The sequence below is a fragment of the Pseudomonas massiliensis genome (assembly GCF_000826105.1).
In the GTDB taxonomy this organism is placed as follows: Bacteria; Pseudomonadota; Gammaproteobacteria; order Pseudomonadales; family Pseudomonadaceae; genus Aquipseudomonas; species Aquipseudomonas massiliensis.
Genome location: NZ_CCYK01000007.1, coordinates 91,172 through 109,125, shown reverse-complemented (window position 1 = coordinate 109,125; position 17,954 = coordinate 91,172). Strand labels below are relative to the sequence as shown.

At 63.3% G+C, this 17,954-nt stretch carries 16 protein-coding genes; 5 read left to right on the top strand and 11 right to left on the bottom strand.

Annotated elements, in window-relative coordinates; all coding sequences use genetic code 11:
* Positions 1-3: 3 nt before the first annotated feature.
* A complete protein-coding gene (gene lnt, locus BN1188_RS11335) occupies positions 4-1,542 on the top strand; it encodes an apolipoprotein N-acyltransferase (RefSeq protein WP_052469250.1) in 1,539 nt (512 codons plus the stop codon).
* On the opposite strand, the gene BN1188_RS11330 is transcribed toward lnt, so the two are convergent.
* Positions 1,536-2,297 carry a YdcF family protein gene (locus BN1188_RS11330; protein ID WP_040261597.1) on the bottom strand — a complete coding sequence of 254 codons (762 nt, stop codon included), beginning with the start codon at positions 2,295-2,297 and terminating at the stop codon, positions 1,536-1,538. The genes lnt and BN1188_RS11330 overlap by 7 nt on opposite strands.
* Before the next feature lie 40 nt (positions 2,298-2,337).
* Positions 2,338-2,610: a hypothetical protein gene (locus BN1188_RS11325; RefSeq protein WP_040261596.1), complete on the bottom strand. Its 273-nt coding sequence runs from the start codon at positions 2,608-2,610 to the stop codon at positions 2,338-2,340.
* 253 nt (positions 2,611-2,863) lie between these two features.
* On the opposite strand from BN1188_RS11325, the gene leuS reads away from it, so the two are divergent.
* From leuS to BN1188_RS11305, 4 genes are all read left to right on the top strand, one after another.
* Positions 2,864-5,470, top strand: coding sequence for a leucine--tRNA ligase (gene leuS, locus BN1188_RS11320; protein ID WP_040261595.1), 2,607 nt, complete (start codon positions 2,864-2,866; stop codon positions 5,468-5,470).
* A 65-nt stretch (positions 5,471-5,535) separates the two neighbouring features.
* Complete coding sequence (locus BN1188_RS11315; protein ID WP_040261594.1) at positions 5,536-6,141, top strand: LPS-assembly lipoprotein LptE; 606 nt, start codon at positions 5,536-5,538, stop codon at positions 6,139-6,141.
* 31 nt (positions 6,142-6,172) lie between these two features.
* Positions 6,173-7,210: a DNA polymerase III subunit delta gene (gene holA, locus BN1188_RS11310; RefSeq protein ID WP_040261593.1), complete on the top strand. Its 1,038-nt coding sequence runs from the start codon at positions 6,173-6,175 to the stop codon at positions 7,208-7,210.
* A 67-nt stretch (positions 7,211-7,277) separates the two neighbouring features.
* The gene (locus tag BN1188_RS11305; protein ID WP_040261592.1) at positions 7,278-8,576 is read left to right on the top strand and encodes a lytic murein transglycosylase; all 1,299 of its coding nucleotides are present in this window, start codon (positions 7,278-7,280) and stop codon (positions 8,574-8,576) included.
* 77 nt (positions 8,577-8,653) lie between these two features.
* Here BN1188_RS11305 and BN1188_RS11300 read toward each other — a convergent pair whose 3' ends face one another.
* From BN1188_RS11300 to mrdA, 9 genes are all read right to left on the bottom strand, one after another.
* The gene (locus BN1188_RS11300; RefSeq protein WP_040261591.1) at positions 8,654-9,580 is read right to left on the bottom strand and encodes a S66 peptidase family protein; all 927 of its coding nucleotides are present in this window, start codon (positions 9,578-9,580) and stop codon (positions 8,654-8,656) included.
* Positions 9,577-10,587: a lipoyl synthase gene (lipA, locus tag BN1188_RS11295; protein WP_040261590.1), complete on the bottom strand. Its 1,011-nt coding sequence runs from the start codon at positions 10,585-10,587 to the stop codon at positions 9,577-9,579. The genes BN1188_RS11300 and lipA overlap by 4 nt, the downstream gene beginning before the upstream one ends.
* A gap of 1 nt (position 10,588) precedes the next feature.
* The gene (gene lipB, locus BN1188_RS11290) at positions 10,589-11,239 is read right to left on the bottom strand and encodes a lipoyl(octanoyl) transferase LipB (protein WP_040261589.1); all 651 of its coding nucleotides are present in this window, start codon (positions 11,237-11,239) and stop codon (positions 10,589-10,591) included.
* Positions 11,239-11,514: a DUF493 domain-containing protein gene (locus tag BN1188_RS11285; protein ID WP_040261588.1), complete on the bottom strand. Its 276-nt coding sequence runs from the start codon at positions 11,512-11,514 to the stop codon at positions 11,239-11,241. Before BN1188_RS11285 ends, lipB begins: the two co-directional genes overlap by 1 nt.
* A gap of 81 nt (positions 11,515-11,595) precedes the next feature.
* Positions 11,596-12,756, bottom strand: a complete 1,161-nt coding sequence (locus BN1188_RS11280) for a D-alanyl-D-alanine carboxypeptidase family protein (RefSeq protein WP_040261587.1) — start codon at positions 12,754-12,756, stop codon at positions 11,596-11,598.
* 129 nt (positions 12,757-12,885) lie between these two features.
* A complete protein-coding gene (locus BN1188_RS11275) occupies positions 12,886-13,893 on the bottom strand; it encodes a septal ring lytic transglycosylase RlpA family protein (RefSeq protein WP_040261586.1) in 1,008 nt (335 codons plus the stop codon).
* Positions 13,893-14,915, bottom strand: coding sequence for a lytic murein transglycosylase B (gene mltB / locus BN1188_RS11270; RefSeq protein ID WP_187375325.1), 1,023 nt, complete (start codon positions 14,913-14,915; stop codon positions 13,893-13,895). The genes BN1188_RS11275 and mltB overlap by 1 nt, the downstream gene beginning before the upstream one ends.
* Before the next feature lie 5 nt (positions 14,916-14,920).
* Positions 14,921-16,024, bottom strand: a complete 1,104-nt coding sequence (rodA, locus tag BN1188_RS11265; RefSeq protein ID WP_052469438.1) for a rod shape-determining protein RodA — start codon at positions 16,022-16,024, stop codon at positions 14,921-14,923.
* Between the two features lie 31 nt (positions 16,025-16,055).
* A complete protein-coding gene (gene mrdA, locus BN1188_RS11260) occupies positions 16,056-17,951 on the bottom strand; it encodes a penicillin-binding protein 2 (RefSeq protein WP_040261583.1) in 1,896 nt (631 codons plus the stop codon).
* Between the last annotated feature and the right edge of the window lie 3 nt (positions 17,952-17,954).

Sequence of the window (17,954 nt, the reverse complement as noted above, 5' to 3'; positions counted from 1 at the left end):
ATGATGCGCTGGATCACCCGCCCCGGCTGGCCCGGTCACCTGCTGGCCATGGCGGCTGGCGCCCTTACCACCCTGGCCCTGGCACCCTTCGACTATTGGCCGCTGGCGCTGGTGTCGCTGGCCTTGTTCTACCTTGGCCTGCGCCAGGTGGCGCCACGGCAAGCCCTGCTGCGCGGCTGGTGCTACGGTTTCGGCACCTTCGCCGCGGGCACCAGCTGGATCTACGTCAGTATCCACACCTATGGCGGCGCCTCGGCATTGCTGGCCGGGCTCTTGATGCTCGGCTTCATCGCCGGCGTGGCACTGTTCTTCGCCCTGCCGGCCTGGTGCTGGGCCCGTTGGCTGCGCCGCGACGAGACTCCCCTGGCCGATACCCTGGCGTTCGCCGCGCTCTGGGTGGGCCAGGAAGCCTTCCGAGGCTGGTTCCTGACCGGTTTTCCCTGGCTGTACATGGGTTACAGCCAGACCGACGGGCCACTGTCCGGGCTTGCCCCGGTGGGCGGCCTCTGGCTTGTCTCTTTCAGCCTGGCGCTGAGTGCGGCGGCGCTTTGCAACCTGGCGCGTCTGCGCCATGATCGGAACGCTCTTGTCCTTGCGGTCGCATTGCTGGCCATGCCTTGGGTCAGCGCCGGGCTGCTCAAGGGCAAAGCCTGGACAGCCCCGGCCGGCGCGCCCCTGACGGTCGCAACCTTGCAGGGCAATATCGCCCAGAGCCTGAAGTGGGACCCGGCACAGCTCGATGCCCAGCTTGCTCTCTACCGCGACCTGACCCTTGGCGCCCGCCGCACGGACCTGGTGATCTGGCCTGAAACCGCTGTGCCCGTCTTGCTGGATAACGCCCGCGGCTACCTGAACCGACTCGGCGATTTCGCCAACAGCCGACAATCGGCGCTTATCACGGGCGTACCCATCCGCCAGGAAATCGAGGGACAGCGGCGCTACTTCAATGGCATTACCACTGTCGGGGCCGGCAAAGGCACGTACCTCAAGCAGAAGCTGGTGCCCTTTGGCGAATACGTCCCCTTGCAGGACATCCTGCGCGGGCTTATCGCCTTCTTCGACCTGCCCATGTCGGACTTCGCGCGAGGGCCGGCAGACCAGCCCCTGCTGCAAGCGAAGGGATATGAAATCGCTCCCTTCATCTGCTACGAAGTGGTCTATCCGGAATTCGCCGCGGGCATGGCTGCCCGTAGTGACCTGCTGCTGACCATCAGCAACGATACCTGGTTCGGCACCTCCATCGGTCCTCTGCAACATTTGCAAATGGCGCGCATGCGAGCCTTGGAGGCCGGCCGCTGGATGATTCGTGCCACCAACAGTGGCGTGACCGCGCTCATCGACCCCCAGGGACGAATCACCGAACGTCTGCCGTCCTTCGAGGTAGGCGTGATGTATGGGGAAGTGGTACCCATGAGCGGGCTTACCCCCTACCTGCATTGGCGCTCCTGGCCACTGATCAGCCTGTGCGCGCTGGTGTTCGGCTGGGCGCTATGGCAACGTCGTCAAGGTCGGCGGCGTGACGGCGCCCGGGCGACTCAATAGAACAGGCGGTAGCCCAGTTGCCCAACGGCTTCGTTGAGCAACTGGGTGTTCTGCCAGAAGGCCTTGGCGTCAGGTAGCCAGCCGCCCAGTGGCCGCCCTGTATCGCGACCAAGGAAGCCCACCGGCGCACAGACCACCTCCAGCCCTGCCCGCTCGAAACTCCAGCGTGCCCTTGGCATATGCCAGGCCTGGGTGACCACCACCACGCGACTGATACCCTGGGCTTTCAACAATTGGGCGGTAAACAACGCGTTTTCCCAGGTGGTCCGGCTGCGCGACTCGCGCCAGCGGACCGGTACCTGGAAATCATGCTCCAGGGCCGCGGCCATGATGTCCGCCTCGCTCGGAGGTTCGCCATAATGCAGGCCCCCGGAGGTCAACAGTGGCAACCCGCTCGCCCGGTGCAGCGCGGCGGCGAAGCGCATCCGCTCCAAAGCCAGGCCGGTAGGCTGGTCCTGGCCGTCCCAGGCAGGGTCGCCGCGCTCACGGCCTGCGCCCAGGACCACGATCGCATCGGCCCGCTGAGGCAATTGCCCCCAACTGCTGGTCGCCAACGCTGGTTCACGCTCCAGCAGGCGGGCGCCCTGCTCGGTCACCACCGGCAGGCTCATCACGATCAAACCGAAGGTAGCGACGATTGCGCAACCCATGGCCGCGCGAGGTGCCCGGCGGCGCAGCAGCCAGCCGAGCAGGAGCAACAGCAGGAACACGGTGGGCGGAAAGCACAGCTGTTTAAGGATGTAGCGGGCAAGCATCTGGCACCTCCTCTCCTGAGAGGAGCCGATGCTAGCAGTATTAGCCGCGGCGCCGTCTGTCCTTGAGCCAGACAACCTTGCCATGCTCGATGGCATCCCTGGCCGGAGCGGCCTGCGCACTGGCGGCGCTCGCATGCAGGTAGGCACTGAGCCAGTCGAATTCAGCGCGGCTCAGCCCCTTGAGTTCAAGTTCGGCCGGCACTTCATTGCGCAGGTGTACGGAGGTGCGCGCAGCATCCAGGGCCAGGCCCAGGCGGTCGATCAAGCGTTCATAGAGCTCCGGTTCAATGGCTGTGAGATGTGTTTCCACCATCCGCTCACCTCTGTGCTGACGAAACTGCGATCCTCAACCAGACAGCTTAGCGTTGCCGCCCATGCAGGCCGCCTGCCGCGACCAACGGAGTGGGCGGTCAATCAGGGTTTCACAGCCCACGCGGGGGTCATGTATGCTACGACGTTCATCAAGACCGGTAGGCTCCAGGGTTTCCCGCAAAGCCTCGGGTCTGGAATCACTGGCCATTGCGCCCGTCGGCCCGGGTCACCCACTTCCCCAGCAAAAAGTAGCCATGCACGAACACTACCAGCCTCGCGAAATCGAAGCCGCCGCCCAAGCGTTCTGGGATGCGCGCAAGTCCTTTGAAGTCAGTGAAGAGCCCGGCAAGCCGACCTACTACTGCCTTTCCATGTTTCCCTACCCCAGTGGCAAGCTGCACATGGGGCACGTGCGCAACTACACCATCGGCGACGTGATCGCCCGCTACCAGCGCATGCTCGGCAAGAACGTGCTGCAGCCCATGGGCTGGGACGCCTTCGGCATGCCGGCGGAAAACGCGGCGATGAAGAACAACGTCGCCCCCGCCAAGTGGACCTACGAAAACATCGCCTACATGAAGTCCCAGCTCAAGAGCCTGGGCCTGGCGATCGACTGGTCCCGAGAGGTCACCACCTGCAAGCCGGACTACTACCGCTGGGAACAATGGCTGTTCACCCGCCTGTTCGAGAAGGGCGTGATCTACCGCAAGAACGGCACGGTCAACTGGGACCCGGTGGACCAGACCGTGCTGGCCAACGAGCAGGTGATCGACGGCCGCGGCTGGCGCTCGGGGGCCGTGATCGAGAAGCGGGAAATCCCGATGTACTACTTCAAGATCACCGCCTACGCCGAAGAGCTGCTGCAGAGCCTGGACGACCTCACCGGTTGGCCAGAGCAGGTCAAGACCATGCAGCGCAACTGGATCGGTAAATCCAAGGGCATGGAAGTGCGCTTCCCCTATGACCAGGCCTCCATTGGCGAGCAAGGCGTGCTCAAGGTCTTCACTACCCGCCCGGATACCCTCATGGGCGCGACCTACGTCGCGGTGGCGGCCGAGCACCCATTGGCGGCCCTGGCCGCGCAGGTTGATCCGGAACTGCAGGCGTTCATCGCCGAATGCAAGGCCGGCAGCGTGGCTGAAGCCGACGTCGCCACCCAGGAAAAGCAAGGGCGCGCCACCGCGCTGTTCGTCGAGCATCCTCTGACCGGTGAAAAGCTTCCGGTCTGGGTCGCCAACTATGTGCTGATGCACTACGGCGATGGCGCTGTCATGGCGGTGCCTGCCCACGACGAGCGGGACTTCGAGTTCGCCAGCAAGTACGGCCTGCCGATCAAGCCAGTAGTGCGTACCAGCGCGGGCGACAGCACCCCGGCGCCCTGGCAGCCGGCCTACGGCGAGCATGGCCGGCTGATCAACTCCGGTGAGTTCGACGGCCTGGATTTCGAAGGCGCGTTCGACGCCATCGAAGTGGCCCTGCTGAAGAAGAACCTGGGCCAGTCCCGGGTGCAATACCGCCTGCGCGACTGGGGGATCAGCCGTCAGCGTTACTGGGGCTGCCCTATCCCGATCATCCACTGCGACGCCTGCGGTGATGTGCCGGTACCGGAAGACCAGTTGCCGGTCGTGCTGCCCGAAGACGTAGTGCCCGATGGCGCTGGCTCGCCCCTGGCGCGCATGCCCGAATTCTACGAATGCACCTGCCCCCGCTGCGGTCAGGCTGCCCGTCGCGAAACCGACACCATGGACACTTTCGTCGAGTCGTCCTGGTACTTCGCCCGCTACGCTTCCCCTCACTTCGAAGGGGGCATGGTCGATCCTGCCGCCGCCAACCACTGGTTGCCGGTGGACCAGTACATCGGCGGCATCGAGCACGCCATCCTGCACCTGCTCTACGCGCGCTTCTTCCACAAGCTGATGCGGGACGAAGGGCTGGTCACTTCCGACGAGCCCTTCCAGAACCTGCTCACCCAAGGCATGGTGATCGCCGAAACCTACTACCGGACCGAAGCCAACGGCGGCAAGACCTGGTTCAACCCGGCCGACGTGGAACTGGAGCGCGATGCCAAGGCCAAGGTCATCAGCGCGCGGTTGCGCAGCGACGGCCTGCCGGTGGAGATCGGCGGAACCGAGAAGATGTCCAAGTCCAAGAACAACGGCGTGGACCCTCAGTCCATGATCGACCAGTTCGGTGCCGACACCTGTCGCCTGTTCATGATGTTCGCCTCCCCGCCCGACATGAGCGCCGAGTGGTCCGACGCCGGTGTCGAGGGCGCCAACCGCTTCCTGCGTCGGGTCTGGCGCCTGGCACAGGCTCACGTCCAGCAAGGCCTGCCAGCGGCGCTGGATGCCAGTAGCCTCGATGACGGTCAGAAAGTCGTGCGCCGGGCCATCCACCTGGCCATCCGGCAGGCCAGCCAGGACGTGGGCCAGCACCACAAGTTCAACACGGCCATCGCCCAGGTGATGACCCTGATGAACGTGCTGGAAAAAGCGCCCCAGGCCGACGCGCAGGACCGCGCCCTGCTGCAGGAAGGCCTGGAAGCCGTCACCCTGCTGCTCGCGCCTATCACCCCGCACCTTTGTCATGAACTGTGGCAGCGGCTGGGTCATGAACAGGCAGTGATCGACGCCGCCTGGCCAACCCACGACGAAGCCGCGCTGGTGCAGGACACCCTGACCCTGGTGATCCAGGTCAATGGCAAGCTGCGCGGGCAGATCGACATGCCGGCCGATGCGACGCGCGAAGCCATCGAAGCTGCCGCGCGAGCCAACGAGAACGTGCTGCGATTCACGGAAGGGCAAACGATCCGCAAGGTCATCGTGGTACCCGGCAAGCTGGTCAACATCGTCGCCAACTGATACCGGCCCCGGGAGCCTTCGCTCCCGGGCATCGTCGGCTTTAAGGTTTGAAGGAGCAACACAGCATGATCAAACGTAACCTGCTCGTCCTGGGCCTCGCCGCCTTGCTGAGCGCCTGCGGATTCCACCTGCGGGGCACCGGCACCAACGAGATGGCGATCAAGGAACTGGACCTGAAGGCCCGTGACGCTTATGGGCAAACGGTCAATGACTTGCGCGCCAGCCTGGAACGTAGCGGTGTGAAGGTAGTGTCAGGGGCGCCCTACGCCCTGAACCTGACCAGCGAGACACTGGATAACCGTAATGCCACCTACAGTGGCTCGGCGCGCTCGTCCGAGATCCAGCTGAACCTGCGCGTGGATTACACCATCACGGGCGACCAGCAGCGTGTGCTGCTGGATGACCATATGGACGTGCAGAAGGTGTATGTGCACGACAACAACAACCTTACCGGCTCGGACCAGGAAGCCAGCCGAGTGCAGACCGAGATGCGTCGCGAACTCGTCCAGCGCATGATGCTGCGTCTGGCGCAGCTGACGCCGGCGGAACTGGAAAAGCGCCAGGCCCAGGCTGACGCCAAGGCTCAGGCCGAAGCAGCCGCCGAAGCCGAAGCCCAGCGCATTCGCGACCAAACCCCGCAGCAGTCGCCACTGGAAGTCCCCGCCCAGTGAGGAGCCGGGCCAGCCGCCGGGGTGCTGCTACGTGAAACTGCCTCCGGCCCAGTTGGGCAAGCATCTGCAGGGCCCCCTGGCACCGATCTACCTGGTCAGCGGTGATGAACCGCTGCTCTGCCAGGAAGCCGCGGACGCCATTCGCGCCGCGGCCCGCCGCCAGGGCTTCGACGAGCGCCAGGTATTCAACGCCGACAACAACTTCGATTGGGGTACGTTGCTCCAGGCCGGCGCGAGCCTGTCTTTATTCGCCGAAAAGCGTTTGCTCGAATTGCGTCTGCCGGGCGGCAAGCCTGGAGACAAAGGCGCTGCCGCCTTGTTGGAATATTGCAACCGGCCGGCCGAGGACACGCTGCTACTGGTCAGCCTGCCCAAGCTCGACGGCAGCACCCAGAAGAGCAAGTGGGCATCGGCCCTGATCAACGCGCCTCATGCCCAGTTCATCCAGGTATGGCCAGTAGATCCTGCCCAGTTGCCCCAATGGATCGCCCAGCGCCTGGCCCAGGCAGGCCTGAATGCTCAGCCTGACGCGGTAGAGTTCATCGCCGCGCGAGTCGAAGGCAACCTGCTGGCCGCGGCCCAGGAAGTCGAAAAGCTCAAGCTGCTCGCCGAAGGCGGCCAGGTAACCCTTGAAACTGTCCAGGGTGCCGTGGCCGACAGCGCGCGTTTCGACGTTTTCGGGCTGGTCGACGCGATTCTTCTTGGCGAAGCCAGCCATGGCTTGAGAATACTCGAGGGCTTGCGTGGCGAGGGCGTTGAACCGCCGGTGATCCTCTGGGCGCTGGCCAGGGAACTGCGTACCCTGGCCAGCGCGGCCCAGGCGTTCAGTCAGGGCATGCCGCTGGACAGGGTTTTCAGCCAGATGAAGCCGCCGGTCTGGGACAAGCGTCGTCCGTTGGTTAGCAAGGCGATGCAACGTTGCTCCGCCGCACGCTGGAATCAACTGTTACAAGATGCTCAACACCTCGATGCACAGATCAAGGGCCAGGCGCCTGGCTCGGTATGGGCAGGGCTTTCCCGCCTGGTCCTGCTAATGGCAGGACAGCGATTCGCGCTTCCCGCGCAATAGCCCCTTGGCGGCCCCCAGCCTTGGCGTGGTAAGGTTTTCCACTACTTTCCAGTGTCTGGGCAATTGCATGTTTTTTCGCCGTATCAGCCGTCGCCGTTCCTGCCGAATCATCGCCGCTTCCAGCCTGCTTCTGCTTGCAGCCTGTTCGGAAACCCCGACTGCTGCCGATGCGGTGCCGGGCACACCTGCGGCGGCCACGGTCATGAACACGCCAGCCGAACCGGCGCAAAGCTTCGAACAGTGGCAGGCCGGTTTCCGTACCCATGCATTGGCCGCTGGCGTGCGTAGCGATATCTTCGACCAGGCGTTCAGCGGCGTTACCCCAGACCCCGCTGTCATAGACGCGGACCGTAGCCAGCCTGAATTCACCCGCCCGATCTGGGAATACCTGGATGGCGCGATTTCTCCTGTACGAGTGAACAAGGGCCAGGCACTCATGGCTCAGTACCAGAGCGTGCTGCAGCAGATCGAGCAACGCTACGGTGTCGATCGGCAGACCCTCGTCGCGGTATGGGGCATGGAAAGCAGCTTTGGCCGCTACCAGGGCGACAAGTCCGTCATCCGCTCCCTGGCGACCCTGGGCTATGAGGGCCGTCGCCCCGACTTCGCCCGGGAGCAGCTGGTGGCTGCCCTGCAGATCCTGCAGAACGGAGACATCGAGCCCGCGCGCATGCTAGGGTCCTGGGCGGGCGCCATGGGGCAGACACAGTTCATACCCACCACCTACAACGCCCATGCCGTAGACTTCGACGGTGATGGCCGCCGCGATATCTGGAACAGCGCTAGCGATGCCCTGGCCTCCACAGCCCAATACCTGCAAGCTTCAGGCTGGCAGCCAGGGCAACCCTGGGGCGTGGAAGTGCAGTTGCCTGCCAGCTTCGACTATGCACAGGCCGACGGCAGCCTGCGCAAAGCCGCCACCGAATGGCTGGCCCAAGGCGTAAGGCTGCCGGCGGGTGTAACCTTGCCCGCTGGCGCGGCCCAATTGCAGGCCAACCTTCTTTTGCCGGCCGGTTATCGCGGGCCGGCCTTCCTGGTGTTCGACAACTTCCGAGCCATCCTCAAATACAACAACTCCACCGCCTACGCGCTTGGGGTAAGCCTGTTGGCCCAGCGCTTCTCAGGAGGCGGATACATCCTGGGCGCATGGCCCAAGGATGATCTTCCCCTGAGCCGCTCCGAGCGGATCGAGCTGCAAACACTGCTCAGCGCGGCCCATTACGACGCAGGCGCCGCCGATGGCATCATCGGCGCCAATACCCGCAAGGCAATCCGCGCGGCCCAGCAGGCCCGTGGCTGGCCAGCGGATGGCTACCCCACGCACAAGTTGTTGGAAAGCCTGCGGCAGGCTCAGCCTGCCTTGTAGGCTTCAGGCAGCTTGCTGTTCGAGCCAGGAAGAACCCGGCGGGCTGGACAGCGCAAAGGCGCCCGCTTCGCTGGCTTCTACGAGGTAATGTCTTGCGCGAGGGTCAGGGTTTGGCGGTCCGCGTCCAGCACTACCAGCGCGCCTAGGGGCAGGGTCAGATTGGGGTCGCAATGGCCGCTGCGCCAACCAGCGAGCACGGGGATACCCAGAGGGCTGAAAGTCTCCTGGACGAGTGCGAAGAGAGGCTCGAGCTCCACTTTGGCAACATCCCCCAACAGCACCGCGCGCAGGCCATCGAACTTCCCTGCGAGCCGTAGCTGGTTGAGGGTACGGTCGATGCGGAACAAGGGCTCGTTCACGTCTTCGATGAAAAGCACTGCATGCCGGGTATCGATGGCCCAGGGCGTACCTAGGGACGCGCCTATCATGGTGAGGTTGCCGCCAACCAACCTCCCTTCGGCCATACCGCCGCGAAGGGTAGCCAAGGGCCAGTCGAGCGGGTGGGCGATAACCGAGCCTGTGCCAAGCTCCCCCCGCAGCATGCGTAGGAATAGGGTTTGCGTAGGCGCCAGCCTGGGCGTCAGCAGGTCAGGCCGCAGCATGGGCCCATGAAAACCCACCAGCCCTGTTTCCAGCCAAAGAGCCTGATGCAAGGCGGTCAGGTCGCTGTAGCCTACGAAGGGTTTGGGATGACGGCGGATCAGGCCGTAGTCGATCTTGTCCAGCAACCTAGGGCTGCCATAACCTCCCCGGACACAAAGGATCGCTGCCACTTCGGGGTCGAGGAATGCACCGTGCAGGTCCGCCAGGCGCACTGCATCGTCGCCCGCGAGATAGCCCTGTTTCTGGGTAGCGCCGGCAAAGATCTTCAGCCGATAACCGTGGGCCCCGGCCCAGGCATGGGCTGCCGCCTGGTCGAATTCAGCGGGCCCCGCTGGCGCGACCAGCCCAAGGCAAGCCCCGGGGCGAACCGCCCGCACCGGGCGCGCGGGGGCAAGGCTCAAAGCTTGATCTTCGCCTCGTGAGCCTGCTGATCGGCATGGTACGAGGAACGTACCAGGGGACCAGATGCCACGTTCTTGAAGCCCAGCCGGTAGCCTTCCTCGGCAAACCAGGCGAAGGTGTCCGGATGCACGAAGCGCTGTACCGGCAAGTGGCTGCGCGAAGGTTGCAGGTACTGGCCAAGGGTGAGCATGTCGATGTCGTGCTCACGCATCTTGTGCATGACCTCGATCACCTCCTCGTCCGTTTCACCCAGGCCCAGCATCAGCCCGGACTTGGTCGGCACGGTGGGTACGCGCTGCTTGAACTTCTGCAGCAGGTCCAGGGACCACTCGTAGTCCGAGCCAGGGCGTGCGGCACGGTACAGACGCGGCACGGTTTCCAGGTTGTGGTTGAACACATCCGGCGGCTCGGCGGCGGTGATGTCGAGCGCGATGTCCATACGACCACGGTAGTCGGGCACCAGGGTTTCCAGCTGGATGCCCGGGGACAGCTTGCGGATCTCGCGCAGGCAGTCCGCGAAGTGCTGGGCACCGCCGTCACGCAGGTCGTCCCGGTCCACGGATGTGATCACGACGTACTTCAGCCGCAGATCGGCAATGGCCACCGCCAGGTTATGAGGCTCATCCACGTCCAGGGGTTTGGGACGGCCGTGGCCTACGTCGCAGAACGGGCAGCGGCGCGTGCAAATGTCGCCCATGATCATGAAGGTCGCGGTGCCACCAGAGAAGCACTCACCCAGGTTGGGGCAGGAGGCCTCTTCGCAAACGCTGTGCAGCTTGTGCTTGCGCAGCAGCTGCTTGATGCGATCCACTTCGGGCGAAACCGGGATGCGCACGCGAATCCAGTCAGGCTTCTTGGGAAGTTCTTCAGTGGGAATGATCTTCACCGGAATGCGGGCCACCTTCTCGGCACCCCGCAGCTTGACGCCCGCTTCGACCTTTTTCGGGGCCGGCGGCTTGATGATGGCCGCTTCAGGGCTTGAGACGGTGTCTTGCGCTGTAGTCATATCAGTCGATTCCGCCCGTAAGGGTCGTCTGCTCAGCATACTCGAGGTGTTCGACGAGCTGCGCGCGCAACCGGGCACAAACCTCATCAAATTCCACCCCCGGCAAATGATTGGCCAATTGCGTCATGGCAAGGCCGGCATAGCCGCAGGGGTTGATTCTTTGGAATGGCTGCAAGTCCATGTCCACATTCAGGGCCAGGCCGTGAAAGGTTCGGCCATGGCGAATCCGCAAGCCCAGCGAGGCAATCTTGGCGCCTTCCACGTACACCCCGGGCGCGTCCGGCCGGGCCGCTGCGGTTACCCCATAGCTGGCCAGAAGTGCGACCAGGGCGTTCTCGATCCGGGTCACCAGTTCACGCACACCGAAACCCCGGGCTCGCAAGTCCAGCAGCAGGTAGGCCACCAATTGCCCGGGGCCATGGTAAGTCACCTGACCGCCACGGTCGACCTGCACCACCGGGATGTCCCCCGGGATCAACAGGTGCTCGGCCTTGCCAGCTTGCCCTTGGGTAAATACCGAAGGATGCTGGACCAGCCAGGCTTCATCGCCATGGCCATGCTCGCTGGCTTGATCGGTAAAGCGACGCATGGCCTGCCAGACAGGCTCGTAGGGCCGCAAGCCGAGCTCGCGAAAGCCCAGGCAGCCTGGCATCACAGCACCATATGGACGAACCCGGTGGCACGCAACGCACTGTTGATGTCGCGCAGCTGCTCCTGACCGGTGGCAATGATATGCAACTGTACGGTGGTGTACTTGCCGTTGCTGCTCTGCCGCTCGGCCAGGCTCTTGATATCGACCTTGGCGTACTTGGCAAGGATTTCGATGACGGCGTCCTTGAAGCCCACAACGGTGTCGCCGATCACCTTGATGGGGTAGTCGGGGCAAGGAAACTCAATGATATGAGACTTTACATCAGTGTCTGTCATGGCAGTAACGGCCTCATCAAGCCGTGGAAAAAAGCTACACCTCCCGCAGCCGAAGGCTGGGGAGGCGTAACCGACGGGTCGTCAGTTGAACAAGCCGTAGAAGAATAGGCGAATGCTATCCCACAACCGACGGAAAATGCCACCCTCCTCGACCGCCTCCAGGGCGATAAGGTCCTTGGTTTCCACGACCTTGTCACCGTTCTTGACCTCCACCTTGCCGATCACCTGGCCTTTCTCGATGGGCGCGGTGAGCTGCGGGTTCATGGTGGTGCTGGCCTGCAGGTTCTTCAACTGGCCGCGAGGCAGGGTCAGGGTCAGGTCCTGGGCCAGGCCCGCTTTCACTTCATTGCTGGTGCCCTTCCACACCGGCGCCTTGTTCAATTCGGTGCCGGCCTTGTAGAAGGTTTGTGTTTCGAAGAAACGGAAGCCGTAGGTCAACAGCTTCTGGGTCTCGGCGGCGCGCGCCTGTTCGCTGTTGGTACCGAATACCACGGCGATCATACGGGTGCCATCACGCACGGCGGAGGCGACCATGCAGTAGCCGGCTTCCTGCGTATGGCCGGTTTTCAGGCCGTCGACGGTCTTGTCGCGCCACAGCAGCAGATTGCGGTTCGGCTGCTTGATGTTGTTCCAGAAGAACTCCTTCTGCGAGTAGATCGCATAGTGAGCCGGGTCTTCGTGGATGATCGCGCGGGCCAGGATGGCCATGTCATGGGCAGACGAGTAGTGGTCCGGGTTGGGCAGACCGGTCGGGTTCATGAAGTGACTGTTCTCCATGCCCAGTTTCTTCGCCGTCGTGTTCATCATGTCGGCGAAGGCGTCTTCGCTGCCGGCGATATGCTCGGCCAGGGCCACAGTGGCATCGTTGCCTGACTGAATGATGATGCCATGCAGCAGGTCGCTGACCGACACCTGGGAGCCGACCTTGATGAACATCCGCGAGCCGCCCGTGCGCCAGGCATTTTCACTGACCGTGACCAGGTCGTTCTCGCCGATCTGGCCCCGGCGGATTTCCAGGGTGGCGATATAGGCCGACATCAGCTTGGTGAGGCTGGCCGGTGGCAGGCGTTCGTCACCATTGCTGTTGATCAGCACGTTGCCGCTGGAAGCCTCCATCAGCACATAGGCAGTGGCGGCCAGCTGGGGCGCGGCCGGCACCATCTGGTCGGCGGACCAGGCAGCAGGCGAAAGAAGCAATGGAACTAGCAGGCACAGGCGTTTGGCAAAGTTGGTGATGTTCATCCGTCTCTCGAGATTACTGATGGCACAGGCCCTGTGGGCAAATCTTCGTGAAAGCCGTGTCAGGGCTTACGTGGGTTACCGTCCTTGGTGCTCCGCTCGGGCGAACACGAGGCGGGGCGGGGCCGCAGGTCAGTCAGCGGTGACCACGCTCGGCGAGCCGAGCCTGGCCAGGCGAATGCTGTTCTGCACCTGCTGGGCTTCATCCTGGGTTCCGATCGGCCCCAGGCGCACGCGATAGAGCGTTTGCTGGTTGCGAATCGTCGGGCTGGTAAAGGCCGGGGCCTTCACCATGGTACTGAGTTTCGACCGCAGCAGTTCGGCAGCGTCCGGGTTGGCGAAGGCTCCCACCTGGAGATAGAGGCCAGTTGCCTGCGCAGAAGCGTTTTTTTTTGGGTCGATGCTGACCGGGGCGGTGGCGACCGCATGCTGCTGAGGCGGCGGCGTGTATTGCTCCACGGTTCCGGTCGACGGGCTGAGTATCGGGCGCGCCTGGGCCACCTGAACAGGCGGCTGCTGCAACACCATGGGCGCGGGCCGACCGCGCTGGGCCCACCATTGCTGCGGATCGATCCCTTCTACCCGAACCCGCGCGGTGCCCGTTTCGGCATAGCCGAGCTTCTTGGCTGCCGCGTAGGACAGGTCGATGATGCGATCCGAATAGAAGGGGCCACGGTCGTTGACCCGCAGGATCACGCTACGGTTGTTGTCCAGGTTGGTGACCTTCACGTAGCTGGGCAGTGGCAGCGTCTTGTGTGCCGCGCTCATGCCGTAGAGGTCGTACACCTCGCCATTGGCGGTATTCTGCCCGTGGAACTTGGTGCCATACCAGGACGCGGTGCCGACGGCCTTGTAATTGGTGCCGTCGGGGATGGGAAAGTAGGTTTTGCCCAGCACCGTGTAGGGGTTGGCCTTGTAGGGCCCGGTATGCAAGGTGGGAATGGCGTCCGGAATACGCGAAACGTCCACGTCCCACCAGGGCGCACCGTCCTTGTGGGCATGGTTGATGTCCAGCACGGGGCGAGGGCTCGCGCTGTAGCTGGGCTCGGGCGACCGGCTGCTGGAGCAGCTGGCCACCAGCAACGCCGCCGCTCCATAGAACGCCAGTTTCACTGGTATACGAAACGGCATCGCCCGCATCACTTGTAGCCCCGTGCTTGAACCAACATTTGCGACAACTGGTGAACCGCCATGGCGTACATCGCGCTGCGGTTATATCGCGTGATCACGTAGAAATTCTTCAGGCCCATCCAGTATTCCGGCCCGGCTTCCCCGTCCAGCCTGAAGGCAACGACGGGTGCATCATCGCGCAGCGCATCATGACTCGACCAGCCCAGCGCTCGCAACTCCCCGACGGTTTTCGACGGGTCCAGGCCCGGGCTCAAGCCTTCGTCGGCCCGGCTGCCGCGCACTTCGGCCCGGCTGACCACGGGTTGGCCACTGGCCCAGCCATGACGAGAGAAGTAGCTGGCGACACTGCCGATGGCGTCGGTAGGGTCGCTCCAGATGTTGATATGGCCGTCGCCGTCGAAGTCTACCGCGTAAGCACGGAAGCTGCTGGGCATGAATTGCGGAAGGCCCATGGCCCCCGCATAGGAGCCTTTCAGGGAGAGCGGGTCCACTTGCTCGTCGCGGGCCAGGAGCAGGAATTCCCGTAGTTCCTTGCGGAAGAAATCAGCCCGGGGCGGGTAGTCGAACCCCAGCGTGGACAAGGCGTCGATGACGCGATAATTCCCGGTATTGCGCCCGAAGAAGGTTTCCACGCCGATGATGGCCACGATCACTTCGGCGGGCACCCCGTATTCCTGCTGGGCGCGGGCCAGGGCGGCCTCATGCTGGCGCCAGAAATCCACGCCCCGGGCGATACGGGCGTCGGTGATGAAGATGGGGCGATATTCTTTCCAGGGTTTCACCCGCTCGGCCGGCCGAGAGATGGCATCGAGGATCGCCTGCTTGCGCTCGACTTCCTTGAAAACGCCCATCAGCTGCTCGCCAGCGAAGCCATAATCGCGGGTCATTTCACCCACGAATTCCGCCACCTGGGGTGAGCCTTCATAATCAGCGGCGCAGGCCGCCCCCGGAGTGCCAAGGATGCCCGCCAGGCCGACCCAAGGAATGTATCGAGCGACCCAGCCACGCATTGCTTGCATTGAATTCATCACCTTAATCAAACCTGAGCGATCCACTTGCGATGGGTATGGACCGACATCAAAACCCCAAACGCTGACAGTAGCGTCACAAGCGAAGTTCCGCCGTAACTAATGAAGGGCAAGGGTACGCCAACCACGGGCAAAAGCCCGCTTACCATGCCGATGTTCACGAATACATAAACGAAGAATGTCATGGTCAGGCTACCAGCCAGCAGCTTGCCATAGAGGGTTTGCGCTTGGGCGGTGATCACCAGGCCGCGACCGATCAGCAGCAGGTAGATCAGCAGCAATGCGCATATGCCCACCAGGCCGAACTCTTCGCCAAGGACGGCGATGATAAAGTCAGTGTGGCTTTCGGGCAAAAAATCCAGGTGGGACTGTGTACCCAAGAGCCAGCCTTTCCCGAAGACACCTCCGGAACCGATGGCCGCCTTGGACTGGATGATGTTCCAGCCGGTGCCCAGCGGGTCGCTTTCCGGGTCAAGGAACGTGAGGATCCGCTGTTTCTGGTAGTCATGCATGATGAAGAACCACATCGCGACCGCCACCGGCACCGCGGCGGCGATCACGCTGAGGATCCAGCGCCAGCGCAGGCCTGCCATGAAGAGCACGAAGGCGCCCGATGCCAGGATCAGCAATGACGTGCCCAGGTCTGGCTGACGGACGATCAGCACGAAGGGCACCCCGATAAGGGCCAGGCTGATGGCCACATGTTTGAGATGGGGCGGCAGCGTGCGCTTGGACAGGTACCAGGCGATGGTGGCCGGCATGATGATCTTCATGAATTCCGAAGGCTGGAAGCGTATGACTCCAGGGATGTTGATCCAGCGGGTAGCCCCCATGGCGTTGTGGCCCATGACATCGACCACCACCAGCAAGACCACGCCGATGACATAGGCCAGGGGCACCCAGCGCGCCATGAAGCGGGGCTCCAGCTGGGCGATGACGAACATCGAGACCAGGCCGATGCCGAACGACGTGGCTTGCTTGATGAGCAGGTCCCAGCTTTTGCCACTGGCCGAATAGAGGACGAACAGGCTGCCGGTGGCCAGCGTAAGAAGCAGCACCAGCAGGGGGCCGTCCACATGGATGCGCTGCAGGAAGGTGGCGCGCCGCCGCATCACGTCTTCACTGGACAGGATGCGGTCGAAATTATTCTTCACGCGCCGTAACCTCCGGAGCCGTTGCGCCTGCATATTCAGGCTTGAGCTGGCCATCCGGGCCCAACAACCAGGCGTCCATCACCTGGCGCACTACAGGCGCGGCCACCCCGGACCCGGATTCACCGTTTTCTACCATCACCGCGACTACGATCCGGGGATTTTCCGCTGGGGCGAAGCCAACGAACAAGGCGTGGTCCCGGTGACGTTCTTGCAATTTATTGCGGTCATAGCGCTCCCCCTGCCGGATCGCCACCACCTGCGCCGTACCGCTCTTGCCAGCGATGCGATACACCGAACCCAGTGCCGCCTTGCGGGCAGTACCACGAGCGTTTTGCATCACCTGCTCCATACCGTGGGTGACTCGAGCCCAATCGGTCGGGTCTCGCAGAACGATATCAGGCATGGGAGATGGGTCCACCGGTGGCTGCCCTTCGATGGTTCGAGCCAGGTGCGGGCGGTGCCAGTGACCTTTGTTGGCGATCAGCGCGGTAGCTTGGGCAAGCTGCAGGGGCGTGGCTTGCATGTAGCCCTGGCCGATGCCCAGGATCAGGGTTTCCCCCGGGAACCAGGCTTGCCGTCGGGTGACGCGCTTCCACTCACGCGAGGGCATCAGCCCGGGAGACTCTTCGAACATGTCCAGAGAGACCTTCTGGCCGATACCGAAGCGCGATAGGTAATCGCCCAGACGGTCAATGCCCAGCTTGTGGGCCAGGTCATAGAAATAGGTGTCGTTGGACCGCATGATGGCAGTGTCCAGGTCGACGAAGCCGTCGCCACTGCGGTTCCAGTTACGATACTTGTGATCGTAGTTGGGCAGCATGTAGTAGCCCGGATCGAACACCCGGGTGGAGGGGGTGACGACCCCGCTGTCGAGCCCGGCGATGGCTACCGCAGGCTTGATGGTGGACCCCGGCGGGTACAGCCCGCGCAACACGCGGTTGAACAGCGGCCTGTCGATGGAATCGCGCAGCTCGGCATAGGTTTTGAAAGGAATGCCGGTGACGAACAGGTTGGGATCGAAGCTAGGTTGGCTGACCATGGCGAGCACTTCGCCATTCCTTGGGTCCAGCGCGACTATGGCGCCACGCCGACCGCCCAGCGCGGCCTCGGCGGCCTCCTGCAACTGGATGTCCAGGCTAAGGACGATGTCCTTGCCTGGAACCGGGTCGGTGCGCTTGAGCACCCGGAGTACCCGCCCGCGAGCATTGGTTTCGACCTCCTCGTAGCCGACCTGGCCATGCAGCTCGGCTTCATAGAAACGCTCCACCCCGGTCTTGCCGATCTGGTGGGTGCCACTGTAGTTGACCGGGTCGAGTGTCTTGAGCTCCTTTTCGTTGATACGCCCCATGTAACCCACCGAGTGGGCGAAATGCGGCCCCTGGGGATAATGGCGGGTCAGCTGCGCCACTACTTCCACTCCGGGCAAGCGGAACTGGTTCACGGCGATACGGGCGATCTGTTCTTCACTCAGTTCCTGCATCACCGGCACCGGCTCGAAGGGCCGACGCCCCTGGCGCATACGCTTTTCGAACAGGGCACGGTCTTCGGGGGCAAGCTCCAGGACCTCCACGATACGGTCGAGAATGGCCTCCCAATCCCCTGCCCGCTCGCGCGTCACACTCAGGTTGAAGCTTGGCCGGTTGTTGGCGATGATCACGCCATTGCGGTCATAGATCAGCCCGCGGCTCGGCGGAATCGGCTGCACATGAACCCGGTTGTTTTCCGACAGCGTTGAGTGGTACTCGTACTGCACTACCTGCAGGTAATACAACCTGGCCACAAGCACGGCGATGAGCACGATCACCGCCACCGCGCCCACGACCACGCGCTTGCGCACCAGGCGGGCGTCTTTTTCGTGGTCCTTGAGGCGGATCGGCTGGGACATCGT

Coding starts and splice junctions, on each gene's coding strand:
- lnt (WP_052469250.1), top strand. CDS start 4: ATGCGCTGGATCACCCGCCCCGGCTGGCCCGGTCACCTGCTGGCCATG.
- BN1188_RS11330 (WP_040261597.1), bottom strand. CDS start 2,297: ATGCTTGCCCGCTACATCCTTAAACAGCTGTGCTTTCCGCCCACCGTG.
- BN1188_RS11325 (WP_040261596.1), bottom strand. CDS start 2,610: ATGGTGGAAACACATCTCACAGCCATTGAACCGGAGCTCTATGAACGC.
- leuS (WP_040261595.1), top strand. CDS start 2,864: ATGCACGAACACTACCAGCCTCGCGAAATCGAAGCCGCCGCCCAAGCG.
- BN1188_RS11315 (WP_040261594.1), top strand. CDS start 5,536: ATGATCAAACGTAACCTGCTCGTCCTGGGCCTCGCCGCCTTGCTGAGC.
- BN1188_RS11305 (WP_040261592.1), top strand. CDS start 7,278: ATGTTTTTTCGCCGTATCAGCCGTCGCCGTTCCTGCCGAATCATCGCC.
- lipA (WP_040261590.1), bottom strand. CDS start 10,587: ATGACTACAGCGCAAGACACCGTCTCAAGCCCTGAAGCGGCCATCATC.
- lipB (WP_040261589.1), bottom strand. CDS start 11,239: ATGCCAGGCTGCCTGGGCTTTCGCGAGCTCGGCTTGCGGCCCTACGAG.
- BN1188_RS11285 (WP_040261588.1), bottom strand. CDS start 11,514: ATGACAGACACTGATGTAAAGTCTCATATCATTGAGTTTCCTTGCCCC.
- BN1188_RS11280 (WP_040261587.1), bottom strand. CDS start 12,756: ATGAACATCACCAACTTTGCCAAACGCCTGTGCCTGCTAGTTCCATTG.
- BN1188_RS11275 (WP_040261586.1), bottom strand. CDS start 13,893: ATGCGGGCGATGCCGTTTCGTATACCAGTGAAACTGGCGTTCTATGGA.
- rodA (WP_052469438.1), bottom strand. CDS start 16,024: ATGCGGCGGCGCGCCACCTTCCTGCAGCGCATCCATGTGGACGGCCCC.
- mrdA (WP_040261583.1), bottom strand. CDS start 17,951: ATGTCCCAGCCGATCCGCCTCAAGGACCACGAAAAAGACGCCCGCCTG.